This is a genomic window from Streptomyces sp. NPDC104096, assembly GCF_055584385.1.
The window spans coordinates 134,830-147,885 of record NZ_JBVJMD010000006.1 but is presented as its reverse complement, the minus strand read 5'-3'; the positions used below and the strand labels follow the sequence as shown (position 1 = coordinate 147,885).

Genomic DNA, 13,056 nt, shown 5'->3' with positions numbered 1-13,056 from the left:
AACGAATGCAACGGAGTGGATCATGTCGATGCGTCTTGAGGGCAGGACCGCCCTGGTGACCGGAGCGACCAGCAACATCGGACGGGCGATCGCCGAAGCCTTCGCCGCCCAGGGGGCGCACGTGATCGTCTCCGGCCGGAGCGCCGAACGGGGCGGGGAGGTCGTCGAGGGGATTCGCGCGCGCGGCGGACGGGCCGACTTCGTGCAGGCCGACCTGGACGGCAGCGCCGCGGCCTCGCAGGCTCTGGCCGAGGAGGCGACCCGCGTCCTCGGCGGCCGGATCGACATCCTGGTGAACAACGCAGGCATCTATCCCGCCGGCTCCACGACGACGACGGACGAGAAGGCCTTCGACCAGGTCTACGCGGTGAACGTCAAGGCCCCGTTCTTCCTGACGGCGGCCGTCGCCCCCGCCATGGTGGAGGCCGGCGGCGGGGCGATCATCAACCTGGGTTCCTGGATCGCGCGCCTCGGGATCCCGGTCGGAGCGCTCTACAGCTCCACGAAGGGGGCCATGGAGACGCTGACCCGGGCATGGGCGGCGGAGTTCGGGCCTCAGGGTGTCCGCGTGAACGCCATCTCTCCGGGGGTGGTGCTGGCTGCGGCGTCCCCCGGAGAGGAACACCCTGCCGAGGTCATGATGAAGGGCACCCCGGCGAGTCGGATGGGCAGCCCCGAGGAGATCGCGAACGCCACCGTGTACCTGGCGTCCGACGAGTCGGCCTTCGTGCACGGCATCGTGCTCGACGTCGACGGTGGCCGCACCACTGTCGCGGTCGTCGCCGCCTGACATCCGGTGCGCGTCCCGGCGCGGCGGCCGCGCGGAGAACGCCGGGAGGCGGAGGGCGTGCAGCTCACTCCGTGGTGCCGGCCGCGTGCTTCAGGTCGTCGATCCCCTGATCGAGAGCGGCGCGCAGGTGAGTGGACCGTCCTGTCGAAAGCAGGATCGACACGCCTCCCTGGATCGCGGCCAGCAGTGACGCGGCCCGCCGGTCGACATCGAGGTCGGCGGGCAGGCCGCCGACCGCCTGGAGTGCCCTGATGCCCGCCGCGAGGCTCTCCTGCCAGCGTCGCATCAGCTCGATCACGATCGCCCGTGTCCCAGGGGTCGAGCGGCCGATCTGGAGGAACAGCGACCCGAGCGGACACTGGTCGCCCTGATCCTCGTAGCGCTTGACGACCACGTCCCGCCACTCGCTCCAGGCCTCCCACGAGTCGAGGCGGCCCAGGTAGGGCTGCTGGTCCTCCAGGACCTGGTCGGCCTCGAACCGGGCCACCGCGACGAGGAGTTCGTCCTTGCCCGCCGGGAAGTAGTGGAAGAGCTGGCTCTTGCTGCTGCGGGTCCGCACCATGATGTCGTCCAGGGTGGCCGACGCGACGCCCTTCTCCCGCAGTACCGCAGCAGCCCCCTCGACGATGCGGCTCCGCGTCGCCTTCCCCTTGGCCGTCAGCTCACCGCGCATGTCCCGCACCTCCTGCGAGTGGACCACCCGGTCCATCGTAGGGGTCTGCGAGGAACGCGGCCCTTGCGGGTCGCGGAGTGGGACGGTCTGTTCGCCGAGCAGGGCTGTTCCTCGGCACGGCGGGAATGCGATCGCCGGTATGCAGCGTTTGCAAGCAGCGCAACCGCGGAGAACCCAGCAACTTCCCCGCAGCAGGCACCCACTCCGTAAAACACCTGTTCACGCGTTGAGGAGACACCTACGTGAGCACGCTCTTCGAGCCACTTACCCTTCGGTCGCTGACGATCCCGAACCGGATCTGGATGGCCGCCATGTGCCAGTACAGCGCCGCTCCGGAAGGTGACCGGGCAGGTGTACCGAACGACTGGCATTTCACGCACCTCGCGGCGCGTGCCACCGGGGGCGCCGGGCTGATCATCACCGAGGCCACCGCGGTCAGCCCCGAAGGGCGCATCAGTCCCTACGACCTCGGCATCTGGAACGACACCCAGGCCGAGGGCTTCCGACGGATCACCACTTTCCTGAAGTCCCAGGGCACGGTGCCCGGCATCCAGCTCGCACATGCGGGCCGCAAGGCCTCCACCGAGCGGACCTGGGTAGAGCGCGGCGCCCCGATCGCCCCGAGCGAGGAACACGGCTGGACCCCGGTCGGCCCGAGCGCCGCCCCGTTCGGGCCGGCGTCCACCACGCCCGAGGAGCTCTCGGCCGAGGCGATCAGCCGCATCGTGGAGGACTTCGCCGACGCCGCACGACGAGCCCTGGACGCCGGATTCCAGGTGGCCGAGATCCACGGTGCGCACGGCTACCTGATCCACCAGTTCCTCTCCCCGCACAGCAACCACCGCACCGACACCTACGGCGGCGACTTCGCCGGCCGCACCCGCCTCGCCCTGGAGGTCGTCGACGCCGTCCGCGCCGTCTGGCCTGATGACCTGCCGCTCTTCTTCCGCGTCTCGGCCACTGACTGGCTCCAGGAGACCGGCGACGCCGACCGCGAAGGCTGGACCGCGGACGAGACGGTACGGCTGGCGAAGGAACTCAGCGCCCGCGGCGTCGACCTCCTCGACGTCTCCACCGGCGGTAACGTGCCCGACGCGAAGATCCCGGTCGGCCCCGACTACCAGGTGCCCTACGCCGGCCGCGTCCGCGCCGAGGCGGACATGCCTGTCGCTGCCGTAGGCCTGATCACCGAGCCCGACCAGGCTCAGGCGATCCTCGCCTCCGAGGCGGCCGACGCAGTCCTCCTCGGCCGGGTGCTGCTGCGCGACCCGTACTGGCCCCGGCACGCAGCCACGGCCCTGGGAGGGACGGTGCCCACCCCCGTCCAGTACCACCGCGCCTAACGCGCCGGGAAGGCAAGCCTCCCGAGGGGGCTGCGGCCTGACTCGCTACCGGGACCCCCTACCCGAACAGGCCCCCGTCGACAGCGACGGGGGCCTTTCCCGTACGCATGAGCTTGCAGGGCGGCGAGCGCCCAGGTGAGGGGGCCGACGTGGTTCACCGGCGAGTCCCGGCCTCGGCCGAGCCGCCACAGTGACGACCAACCGAAAGCCCAACCACATCCCGCCCGTGGCCGGGCAAACTCCGTTGTGTGGTGGAGCAGACCTTCGCCCTGCTCCACCAGTTCAGACGCCTCGCCATCCGCTGGGAACGCCGCGTCGAACTCCACGACGCCTTCGGCTCATCGGCGTGCGGCCTCATCTGCCGGCGACGGCTTCGGAAGCCCAAGAACGACGGACCGGTGCCAGGGCAGGCCAGGGCCCCAGCAGGCCGCTTCACAGCGTTGGTACTCTCCGCATCCAGGGCCCGGCGGAGGAGATGATCGTGGAAGCAGAACCGTCGAGTCCTCCGAGCAACCGGTTCAGCGGAATCGGCCTTGGTGTCCTCTTCGGCGGGCTGACCGCGGTGGTGACCACCGCTGCGATCGGGAGGGCATGGGCTGCTTGTGACATCGGCATCAACGCAGGGGCCAACGGCATGACTTTGCTGTTTCTTGCGCCCCTCATCTGGATCGCCGCCGCGGTTCCGTGGGTGATCCTGCACAGCACCCTCGGAAGACGTCATCGCAGGACAGCTCTGACGGCAGGGCTCATCTTCACCCTGTGGTTCACCTGGTTCCTCGTCACCTGGCTCGGGATGCCGGACCCCTACCCAGCCCCGTTCTGCCCGGGCAACGTCCCGCCCTGGTGGCCGAGTTTCATCCCGACATGACCCCGGCATGGCCTGTGAACCACCTTGGCACCGGCAGCGGCAACTCACTCGGCAGCGCCCCGGCCAGCCGCTTCACGTGAGCAAGATCGTGTTACGAGCTGAAAGGGCGGGCCTGTCGCGCTCATCGCTCGAAGGTGCCGTACACGGTGGCCCGCGCGATGGCGTGGGTGAACAGGAGAAAGTCCATGAGGGCCGGGGACGTCGTCTCCGACACGTCCAGCTTGCGTACGCCCACGGCGTGAACGACGAGGAAGTAGCGGTCCGGACCGTTGCCCGGCGGCGGAGCCGGGCCGAGGTATCGGCGGTATCCGGCGTCGTTGGGGAGTGCCACCGCGCCGCCGGGCAGGTCGCTGCCCGCTCCGGCCCCGGCCGGAAGGTCGGTCACGGAGGCCGGAAGGTTCGCCACAGCCCAGTGCCAGAAGCCTGAGGCAGTGGGCACGTCCGGATCGAACATGGCCACGGTGAAGCTCTGTGTCTCCTCCGGGAACCCGGACCAGCTCAGCTGCGGTGAGATGTCCGCTCCGCCCGCCCCCAGGATGCCGCTCACCTGTTCCAGGGCCAGTCGACCGCCGTGGGCCACGGACTCCGAGGTCACCGTAAAGTTCCTGATCGGCGGCATGAAATCGTAGGGGCCGTAGGGTTTGATCATGAAGGTTCTTCCCGTCCACGCACGGCACGCGTCGCGACCTGGCCATGACGAGCCGCTCGCGTCCTGACCGATCCATCTCCAGCGAGGCGACCGTCCACAACTGCGCCACGGGGATGGCGACCGTCCGGTCACCCAGCCCATGGCGCGCGACCTAGAAGCCCGCACATGCCAGCACGGTGACCCGAGCCGCGCGCCGCACTGCGGCCAGACCCGGATCACGGGCCTGCAGCCGATGCATCCAGCGCCGCACTCCCGTCGGTCAACCGTAGGCCTCCGCAGGTGGCCGTACCACTGCGCGCGACGGTACGGATCCCTCCCGGGCCCAGCCGGATGCCGTTCTCGCACATGCAGGCGGGGCACTGAGGGCGGGAGGGCGCCATGGCGTGGTGTTCGCGCGACGGGATCTGGATGCATGGTGACGGTGAATGCAGGAAGCCGGTGTCGTCCGAGGCGGTGGCCGCCGTAGCCAGCGCTGGAGTCGTGAGGCCGGCCCGCGTGTACCGCTTCTTGCGAGCGAAGGCGAGGGTCCCATGCAGATGCGAGCAGCTCGGATGCACGGATGCAACGAACCCTCCGGATCGAAGAGGTGGCGGTACCGGAACCTGGACCGGACGAAATCTTGTTGAAGGTCGCGGCAACAGGGATGTGCCGAAGCGACCACCAACTCCAGGACGGCTATTTCAAGGGGCCGTTCCCTGTTGAATTCCCATACATTCCCGGTCACGAGGTCACGGGCCGGGTGTCTGGGCCGGGCAGTGGCGTGCCGTCGACGGTGGGCTACACGGAGGGCGACATGGTTGTCGTCAATCCCAGTTGGGGTGACGGCACCCGCCGCCAGTGTCGGGAGGGCAACGAGCAGCTCTGCAGCGGGAGCGGCAGGTGGGTGGGGTTCGGTCCTCCGGGGGGCTTCGCCGAGTACATGGCCGTGGAGTGCCGGCACGTGATCCCGGTGTCGGAGGAAGCTGCGAAGTCGCCTGAGGTGCTGGCGCCGATGACGGACGCGGGGACGACCCCGTACCGGGGAATGCGAAAGCTATCGACGCGATCCTGGACTGCGTGGGCAGCGAGGCGTCCATTGAATACCACGACCCAGGCATTGTTGGGGGAAGCCCTCGTGGTTTGCGAGGGCCCCGGTCTGCCCTGGCCAGTTGAGACGACCCCGCGGTGGTACGGGTGGAGAAGCCCGAAGCGAACTGGAGCGGGTGAGGGAGGACCTGGGCCATGCGAAACGGGTCCCCCGGGCGTCGGGTGATCGGGCTCGAGCAGTCTCTGGAGGCGCTGGCCGAGGGGGAGCACTCGCCGTGGTGGTCGGCGGTCCGTCGCGGAGGAAGCCGGCAGGCACGCGCCGTGCGGGGCCGCATCGGGAATGCCGCCGGGTTCGAGGAGCTGTCCGCAGGTCGGCGCCCTGCGCGGCACGCAGTACGCCCCGGCGTGCCGAGGAAACGTCTCGGAGTCACGGGCATGACCAGCCGGACTTCCGCGCTCCGACGCCGCACGGGAGGACGCGGAGCTCACCGGGCAGGTGCCTGTCGAGTGGTCCGGCATCGACGGGCCGGGCCCGCAGTCGCTCCGGTGTCGCCCGGGGCTCCGGGGTGGACCCGGGTCCCGTCACCGGCCGAGGATGCGCGGCGTCGAGTTGCCGTGGAGACTCGGGGTTACCGGTGGGAGAAGGAAAACCACTCGACGGGAGATGGTCGCCCATGGCGACACTGATCGCGGTGAACGTGGGGTTGCCGCAGGACGTGCCCTGGAACGGCCGCACCACGCACACGGGTATCTGGAAGCGGCCGGTCACCGGGCCGCGGATGGTCCGGCGGCTCAACATCGACGGTGACGGGCAGGGCGACCTGGGCGGTCACGGCGGCCCCTGTCGTGCGGTCCTGGTCTACCAGTTGGACTCCTATCGCCACTGGCAGAAGCATCTGGGACGGGGCGACTTCGTCCACGGTCAGTTCGGTGAGAACTTCACGGTGGAGGGCCTGCCGGACGACGAGGTCTGCATCGGGGACCAGTACGCGATCGGGGACGCGCTGTTCGAGGTCACTCAGCCTCGAGTGACGTGCTACCGCGTCGGCCTGCGCATGAACGAACCCCGGATGCCCGCTCTGCTCGTGGCCCACGGTCGTCCCGGCTTCTATCTGAAGGTGCTGACCGAAGGACTCGTACAGGCGGGCGACGACATCATCAAGACTGCCGACGGTCCGGAAGGCATGACCGTGGCGGACATCGACGCCCTTCTCTACAAGTCCGACCACCCTCGCCCGCAACTCGAACGCGCCCTGCGTATCCCTGCGTTGAGCCCCGGCTGGCGGACTTCCATGCAGGCGCTCCTCGACGAGGCGCACGGCGCGGGAGAGGCCACCGGCAACGCCGGACTGACCGCCGCGGGGGCGGCTGCGCCCCCGGCCTGGCAGGGATTCCGCCCCCTGACGGTCACCGGTGTCGTCCCGGAGAGCGCCAGCGTCTTCTCCCTCGTCCTCGGCGCCCCGGACGGTGGTCCGCTCCCTGCCGCCCTGCCCGGCCAGTTCGTCACGGTCCGCATGCAGCCGGACCCGCGGGGACCTTCCGTCATCCGCAGCTACTCCCTGTCGGGACGGCCCGGCGACGCCTCGTACCGGATCAGCGTCAAACAAGAGCCCAACGGTGTCGGCAGCGGCTATCTGCGTCAGCGCGTCGCCGTCCACGACACCCTGGACGTGGCAGCGCCCCGAGGGACCTTCGTTCTCGGTAAGACCCCGGCACCGGTGGTGCTGATCTCCGCGGGAGTGGGAGCCACCCCGGTCCTGGCGATGCTGCACAGCCTGGCCGCGGGCAAGGACCCCCGCCAGGTGTGGTGGATCCACGGAGCACACGACGGCGCCGAACACCCTTTCGCTCAAGAGGTCCGCTCCCTGCTGGCCCGGCTGCCCTCGGCCCACCGGCACGTCGTCTACAGCAGGCCCCGCGACGACGACCGCCCGGGCGAGGACTACACCGGCGTCGGCAGGCTGTCCGGCGCCGTCCTGTCCGGCCTGCACCTGCCGCCGGAGGCGGAGGCCTACGTCTGCGGGCCGGCCGCGTTCATGGACGACATGACCATGGCTCTGGTGGACTGCGGGCTGGACCCGTCGCGCATCCGTACCGAGATCTTCGGGTCGGTCTCCGCGATCACCCCCGGTGTCCTGCCGACCGGCGCCCGCGCACCCCACGCGCCCGCCTCCCTGCCCGGGTCCGGTACCGGTCCGTCCGTCACGTTCGCCCGCAGCAGCCTCACCGTGCCCTGGGAATCCGGCTACGGCACCCTCCTCGAGCTGGCCGAAGCCTGCGACGTCCCTGTCCGGTGGTCCTGCCGCAGCGGGGTCTGCCACACGTGCGAGACCGCACTCGTCAGCGGCCAGGTCGACTACTTCCCCGACCCCGTCGACGCCCCGGCCGACGGCAACGTTCTGATCTGCTGCTCCCAGCCCCGCCTCGATGTGATCCTCGATCTTTGACCACCGCGAACGGCAAGGCCGGCCCCCAACCGTCGGCTCTGTCCAGGCAGCGCGTTCAGACGGGTCCACCGCTGCCGCGCAGGCGGCACTGCGGCCCACTGCGCCCGCCCCGGTCGCCGCACCCGCAGGCGAACGCGTTTTCCCGACTGGCGCCGAGCGGAGGGGCGAGGCATCACCGTCAGGTGTCGCGGGATGTCAGGCGCGCTCGCCGTTGGGTGCGGAGCCCACGACGTGCGTGCTGTCCGTGGTGCGGAAGCGGGTCCGATAGGCCCCGGGCGTGATGCCGAGGTTGCGCGTGAAGGCCCGGCGCAGCGACTCCGGTGAGCCGAAGCCGGTGCGCCGGGCGACCGTGGCCATGGGGTCGTCGCCGCCTTCGAGCATCACCTGGGCGGCTTCCATGCGGACCTGCTCGACGTAACGGGCAGGGGTCATGGCCATCTCGTCGTGGAACAGGCGCGTCATGTGCCGGGTGCTCACGCCCGCACGGCGCGCCATGGTGGTGAGGGTGTGCTCGGCGGACGGGTCTTCGGCGACCGCGTCCAGGACCCGGCGCAGCATCTCCTGGCGCGGGCGCGGGCTCTGCGTGCGGACGCTGAACTGTGACTGGCCTCCCGGCCGCTGCATGAAGACGACCATGTCCTTGGCGACGGCGCGGGCGACGTCGGCGCCGAGGTGCTCCTCGACCAGGGCGAGCGACAGGTCGATGCCCGAGCTGACGCCCGCGGAGGTCATGATGTGGCCGTCGCGGACGAACAGGGCGTCGGCCTCGACGGTCACCTGCGGGTACCGCAGGGCGAGCCGGTCGGCGAAGCGCCAGTGCGTGGTCGCTCTGCGTCCGTCGAGCAGTCCGGCGGCGGCGAGCAGGAAGGCGCCGGTGCAGATGGACGCGGTACGACGGCTGCGGGAGTCGAGTGCTCCGACGGCGTCCAGCAGAGCGTCGTCCTTGATGAGCGAGGGCCACTCGGGGCCGCCCGGGATGATGACGACGTCGCTCACGTCGTGTATCTGCGCGGCGGCCTGGTCGACGTGGAGTCCGGTGCCGGCCGCGGTGACCACGTCGGCGCCGTCCGGGGAGACCATGCGTACGCGGTAGCGTCCGCCGAAATCGTTGGCCGACGTGAAGACCTCGATCGGGCCGGTGACGTCGAGCAGGCGTACGCCCGGGAAGACCAGAACAGTTACCAGCAGCGGCTTCCTGCCGGACGGCTCGTCCTTCATCGCACGCCTCCTGGCCGGACGGACTCACCGAGGGTAAACGCCTTGGTTTTGATTATCAAACCCACATGGGCGGTTGGGCGACCGGGTAACTCGCCGCGGGCAGGGTGCACGGGAAATCACTCTCCGGCGACGACCGGCACGAGTGCTCGATGTCCTGGTGTGAGGGTGTTGTGTCGCGTGCGGTTCTGTGGCGGGATCCGTGGTGCGCCATAGGTTCGAAGCCGCCAACGGGCCGTCGGTCCCGGCCGCGCGCCGTGAACTGCTGGGTGCGGGCCGGGCGGTCGGCCTGTCACCGTCGCAGATCGTGGGCGGTGAGGAATCCGACCCGAGAAGAGAAGGCACCACGTCGTGGCACCCCACTCCAGTACCAGCCGAGCGGTCCCGGCCCAGGGCGGCCCGGTTTTGAGACCGTCCGCACATGCCCGTGACCGGCCGGTCGAGACGAACGACCGAGGCCGGGGGCGGCTCGGTCCCAGCTGGTTCGCGGCCGTCATGGGCAGCGGGATCGTCGCCGTGGCGGCCGCTACGCTGCCGCGCGGCTTTCCGGGGCTCGGCGTGGCTGCCACGGTGGTCTGGGCCGGGACCGCCGTGCTGCTGATCGTGCTGGTGGCCGCGTACCTCGGGCAGCGGCTGCTGCGCGTGCATGCCGGTGATCCGGTTCTGTCCCAGTTCTTCGGGGCGCCGCCGGTCGCGCTGCTCACCGTCGGGGCGTCGACGCTGCTGCTGGGCGGGCGGGTGATCGGGGAGCGTGCGGCTCTCTGTGCGGACTTGGTGTTGTGGTCCGCCGGTACGGTGCTCGGTCTCGTCACCGCCTGCACGGTTCCGTATCTGATGGTCACGCGGCACCGTTTCGCGCCGGACGCCGCGTTCGGCGGCTGGCTGCTGCCGGTGGTGCCCCCGATGGTCTCCGCGGCGACGGGCGCGCTGCTCATCCCGCGGGCGCCGGCCGGGCAGGTGCGGCTGGCCATGTTGCTGGGCTGCTATGCGATGCTCGGACTCGGGCTGATCGCGGTCGTGCTGGTCCTGGCCATGGTCTACAGCCGCCTCGTGCATCACGACGCTCCCAGCGGTGCGCTGGTGCCCACGGTGTGGATCGGCGTGGGGGCGCTGGACCAGGCGGTGACGGCGCTGGGTGCGCTGGCCACGGCGGCGCCGAGCGCGCTGCCCGCCCCGTACGCGCGCGGGTGTGCGGTCGCGGCGCTCCTGGGAGGGCTCGGCATCTGGGGCTTCGCCCTGCTGTGGCTGGTGCTCGCCACGGCGCTGACCGTGCGGGAGATCCGCAAGGGTTTGCCCTTCGCACCCACTTGGTGGTCCTTCATCTTCCCTCTCGGGGCCTGTGTCACCGGGACCAGCGCTCTTGCTTCCCGTACCGGTTCGCAGCTGTTCGTCTGGGGAGCCGTCGCCCTGTACGCCCTGCTCGTCGCCGCGTGGGCGGTGGTCGCCTGGCACTCTCTGCGCCACGTCGGCGGCGTCCGGCGCGAGCGCGCCCGCCGATGACCGATCCCTGAGGCGGCCCGCCGCGACACGGGGCGCAGCGTCCGGCCGAACCCACCGTGGTCCCTCGTCGGGCCGGTGGGTTCGCGCCGACGAGTGTGCCTGGAGCAGCGTCCGGGCGGACGAGGGGGCCCTGCTCTCGGCGTGGGACGCCTGTCTCGGATCGGCAGTGGGTCCCGCGGCCGCTGGGCGGGGTTGGGGCCCGGCGGCCCGCCATGGCGGCGAACACGACGGCCCAGACCCCTGCGGCGACCCAGATCTCCCAGCGACCCGTGGCCGTCGTCCCCCCGGGTTCCGGTCGCGCGTCCCAGCTCACGCGTGGTGACCGCGTGCACACCGACCGGGAACACGGTGTTCCACCAGCCGAGCCCGTAGCGCAGCGGAACCCGGCGCACCAGGTGCCGCCACACGCCCAGGGCCGGCAGCCTGGCCGGCACGATCGTGGCGATCAGCGGGTACTGCACGGGTCCGATCGCCCAACAGACCACCGCCGGCACCGGCAGGACCTGACCCGAGGTCACCCGGGCCGGCGAAGCCGCCGCGACCGCCACCGCAGTTCTTCGGGCTGCGGCGCGGAGCGTCGGCAAGGGCTGCTCCCGGCGAAGCCGGCCGGTGCTCGTACCGGCCGGTGTTCTGCTGTCCGATGGAGTGTCGGCCCGCCTCCATCCGTCGTACGCGGGCATCGGTGAACACCCCGTGCCGGACCTCGGTGACGAGGACCAGGAGCACATGCGTCATGAACGCACCGTGGCGACCCGTTGACGCGCGATCAGGCGTACGGAGCGCCGCTGTCCGCTGCCAGGCGGGTGAGCCACTCGCGCAGCAGGTGCTGCTCGGCGTCGCTCAGGACATCGGCGTCGTCAGGGAGAGCGGCGCGCAGCGCGCGGGCCGCCGCGGCCGGGCCGGTCTCCGCGGCGGGGACCGTCGGTTCGGCGCGGGTGACGGCGGCGATCATGGACTCGCGGAGGATGGTCAGCAGTGCCGGATCGCGGCGTTCGGCCGGGGTGGAGTGCCAGGTGGTGACCGCGCCCTGGCCGGTCGCCCGGATGATCTGGGCGGCCAGTTCCTCGTCGACCCGCAGCCACCCCCCGGCCGCCAGCCGGCGTACCCGCCCATGGAGGATCTCCAGGCCCGCGCGGTGTGCTGCGTCCGATGCCCGGCCGGTGGCCCGGTTCATCACCGCGAACAACTCCGGGCGCGTGACCCCGAACTCCACCACCATGTCCCAGCCGCGGCGCAGTTCCTCCACCGGGTCCTGCGGGTCGGGGTCGAGCTGCGCGCGCTTGCTCTGAAGGAACTGCGCGTAGCCGTGGTCGGCGACCGCCTCCAGCAGCCCTTCCTTGTCGCCGAAGAGGCGGTAGATCGCCGGCGGCTGCATCCCGGCCGCGGCGGCGACCGCACGGGTGCTCACCGCGTCGGGGCCGCCGCTCTCCAGCAGCTCGACCGCTGCCTCGACGATACGGCGACGAGGGCTGTCGGATGTCTCACGGGTAGCCATGTACCAATGATATCGAAGATTGCTTCCACTGATACTTCCAGTGTTACGGTTTAAGTGATTCCACTGGAAACATCGTCGGGAGAGCCCAATGATCATCGTGACCGGAGCCACCGGAAAACTCGGCCGCCGCACCGTCGAACGCCTCCTGGAGCGCGTCCACGCCGACCGCGTCGGCGTCAGCGTCCGCGACCCACGCAAGGCGAAGGACCTCGCCGACCGCGGCGTCCGTGTCCGGCAGGGCAGCTTCGACGACCCCGCCTCGCTCGAGCGTGCCTTCGAGGGGGCCGAGCAACTGCTCCTCGTCTCCCTCGACCGCACGGGCCAGGAGTGCGTCACCGGCCACCGCGCCGCCATCGACGCCGCCGTGCAGGCCGGCGTCGGCCGCATCCTCTACACCAGCCAGATGGGCGCCGCCCACGACTCCCGCTTCCAGGCGTGCCGCGACCACGCCCGGACCGAGGACCTGCTGCGCGCCACCGGCCTGCCCTGGACCGCGCTGCGCAACGGCTTCTACGCCTCCAGCGCCCTGCAGTTCCTGGAGTCCGCCCGCCACACCGGCGACATCGCCCTCCCCGCCGACGGCCCCGTCGCCTGGACCGGCCACGACGACCTCGCCGAGGCCACCGCGGCGATCCTCACCGAGGAGGCCCGCTTCGAGGGACCCACCCCGCCGCTCACCGGACCGTCGGCGCTCGACTTCGACACCATCGCCGAGATCGCGTCGCGGACCACCGGACGGCCCTTCACCCGCACCGTCGTCCCCGACGACGCCTTCCGTGAGCAGGCCTTGGCGCACGGCGCCCCCGCCCCGATCGCCGACCTGCTGCTGAGCATCTTCGCCGCGGCCCGCGAGGGCGAGTTCGCCGCTGTCGACTCCACGCTGGCCGAGCTGATCGAGCGGAAGCCCGCCACCTTCCTCTCCCAGTTGGAGCGCGCCTGGGCCGAATAGATCCGTGGGGGCGCCCGGACAACGTGGACCCACAAGAACGCACCCGGCGAACCCGCCGTCATCACTGAGCCAGGGCTGGAGCCCGACCCGCGACTGCTCTC

12 protein-coding genes are annotated in these 13,056 nt (G+C 70.9%); 8 read left to right on the top strand and 4 right to left on the bottom strand.

Annotated elements, in window-relative coordinates:
• The first annotated feature begins 22 nt into the window (after positions 1-22).
• Entirely contained in the window at positions 23-790 is a 768-nt protein-coding gene (locus ACZ60B_RS09540) for an SDR family NAD(P)-dependent oxidoreductase (RefSeq protein WP_469385443.1), read from the top strand.
• A gap of 64 nt (positions 791-854) precedes the next feature.
• On the opposite strand, the gene ACZ60B_RS09535 is transcribed toward ACZ60B_RS09540, so the two are convergent.
• A complete protein-coding gene (locus tag ACZ60B_RS09535; RefSeq protein WP_469385557.1) occupies positions 855-1,463 on the bottom strand; it encodes a TetR/AcrR family transcriptional regulator in 609 nt (202 codons plus the stop codon).
• A gap of 242 nt (positions 1,464-1,705) precedes the next feature.
• Between ACZ60B_RS09535 and ACZ60B_RS09530 the strand changes: the two genes are divergently transcribed.
• Positions 1,706-2,806, top strand: a complete 1,101-nt coding sequence (locus tag ACZ60B_RS09530) for an NADH:flavin oxidoreductase/NADH oxidase (protein ID WP_469385442.1) — start codon at positions 1,706-1,708, stop codon at positions 2,804-2,806.
• A 481-nt stretch (positions 2,807-3,287) separates the two neighbouring features.
• Positions 3,288-3,674: a hypothetical protein gene (locus ACZ60B_RS09525; protein WP_469385441.1), complete on the top strand. Its 387-nt coding sequence runs from the start codon at positions 3,288-3,290 to the stop codon at positions 3,672-3,674.
• Positions 3,675-3,795: 121 nt separating this feature from the next.
• Here ACZ60B_RS09525 and ACZ60B_RS09520 read toward each other — a convergent pair whose 3' ends face one another.
• Positions 3,796-4,269 (bottom strand): YbhB/YbcL family Raf kinase inhibitor-like protein, encoded by a 474-nt coding sequence (locus tag ACZ60B_RS09520; protein WP_469385440.1) that lies wholly within the window; start codon positions 4,267-4,269, stop codon positions 3,796-3,798.
• Positions 4,270-4,882: 613 nt separating this feature from the next.
• Here ACZ60B_RS09520 and ACZ60B_RS09515 point away from each other — a divergent pair.
• Positions 4,883-5,575, top strand: coding sequence for an alcohol dehydrogenase catalytic domain-containing protein (locus ACZ60B_RS09515; protein WP_469385439.1), 693 nt, complete (start codon positions 4,883-4,885; stop codon positions 5,573-5,575).
• Between the two features lie 448 nt (positions 5,576-6,023).
• Positions 6,024-7,796: an MOSC domain-containing protein gene (locus ACZ60B_RS09510; protein ID WP_469385438.1), complete on the top strand. Its 1,773-nt coding sequence runs from the start codon at positions 6,024-6,026 to the stop codon at positions 7,794-7,796.
• 195 nt (positions 7,797-7,991) lie between these two features.
• Here ACZ60B_RS09510 and ACZ60B_RS09505 read toward each other — a convergent pair whose 3' ends face one another.
• A complete protein-coding gene (locus tag ACZ60B_RS09505) occupies positions 7,992-9,014 on the bottom strand; it encodes a GlxA family transcriptional regulator (protein ID WP_469385437.1) in 1,023 nt (340 codons plus the stop codon).
• Positions 9,015-9,416: 402 nt separating this feature from the next.
• Here ACZ60B_RS09505 and ACZ60B_RS09500 point away from each other — a divergent pair, with 402 nt between their 5' ends.
• Together ACZ60B_RS09500 and ACZ60B_RS09495 are read left to right on the top strand one after the other, a co-directional pair.
• A complete protein-coding gene (locus ACZ60B_RS09500; RefSeq protein ID WP_469385436.1) occupies positions 9,417-10,511 on the top strand; it encodes a TDT family transporter in 1,095 nt (364 codons plus the stop codon).
• 609 nt (positions 10,512-11,120) lie between these two features.
• Positions 11,121-11,270, top strand: coding sequence for a hypothetical protein (locus ACZ60B_RS09495; protein ID WP_469385435.1), 150 nt, complete (start codon positions 11,121-11,123; stop codon positions 11,268-11,270).
• A 7-nt stretch (positions 11,271-11,277) separates the two neighbouring features.
• Here the strand turns inward: ACZ60B_RS09495 and ACZ60B_RS09490 are convergent, their stop codons facing one another.
• Positions 11,278-12,006 (bottom strand): TetR/AcrR family transcriptional regulator, encoded by a 729-nt coding sequence (locus ACZ60B_RS09490; protein ID WP_469385434.1) that lies wholly within the window; start codon positions 12,004-12,006, stop codon positions 11,278-11,280.
• Between the two features lie 88 nt (positions 12,007-12,094).
• Here ACZ60B_RS09490 and ACZ60B_RS09485 point away from each other — a divergent pair, with 88 nt between their 5' ends.
• Positions 12,095-12,955: an SDR family oxidoreductase gene (locus tag ACZ60B_RS09485; RefSeq protein WP_469385433.1), complete on the top strand. Its 861-nt coding sequence runs from the start codon at positions 12,095-12,097 to the stop codon at positions 12,953-12,955.
• Positions 12,956-13,056 lie beyond the last annotated feature (101 nt).

Excerpts from the sequence above, each read along its gene's own strand:
- ACZ60B_RS09540 (WP_469385443.1), top strand. The coding sequence starts at position 23 with ATGTCGATGCGTCTTGAGGGCAGGACCGCCCTGGTGACCGGAGCGACC.
- ACZ60B_RS09535 (WP_469385557.1), bottom strand. The coding sequence starts at position 1,463 with ATGCGCGGTGAGCTGACGGCCAAGGGGAAGGCGACGCGGAGCCGCATC.
- ACZ60B_RS09515 (WP_469385439.1), top strand. The coding sequence starts at position 4,883 with ATGCAACGAACCCTCCGGATCGAAGAGGTGGCGGTACCGGAACCTGGA.
- ACZ60B_RS09510 (WP_469385438.1), top strand. The coding sequence starts at position 6,024 with ATGGCGACACTGATCGCGGTGAACGTGGGGTTGCCGCAGGACGTGCCC.
- ACZ60B_RS09505 (WP_469385437.1), bottom strand. The coding sequence starts at position 9,014 with ATGAAGGACGAGCCGTCCGGCAGGAAGCCGCTGCTGGTAACTGTTCTG.
- ACZ60B_RS09490 (WP_469385434.1), bottom strand. The coding sequence starts at position 12,006 with ATGGCTACCCGTGAGACATCCGACAGCCCTCGTCGCCGTATCGTCGAG.
- ACZ60B_RS09485 (WP_469385433.1), top strand. The coding sequence starts at position 12,095 with ATGATCATCGTGACCGGAGCCACCGGAAAACTCGGCCGCCGCACCGTC.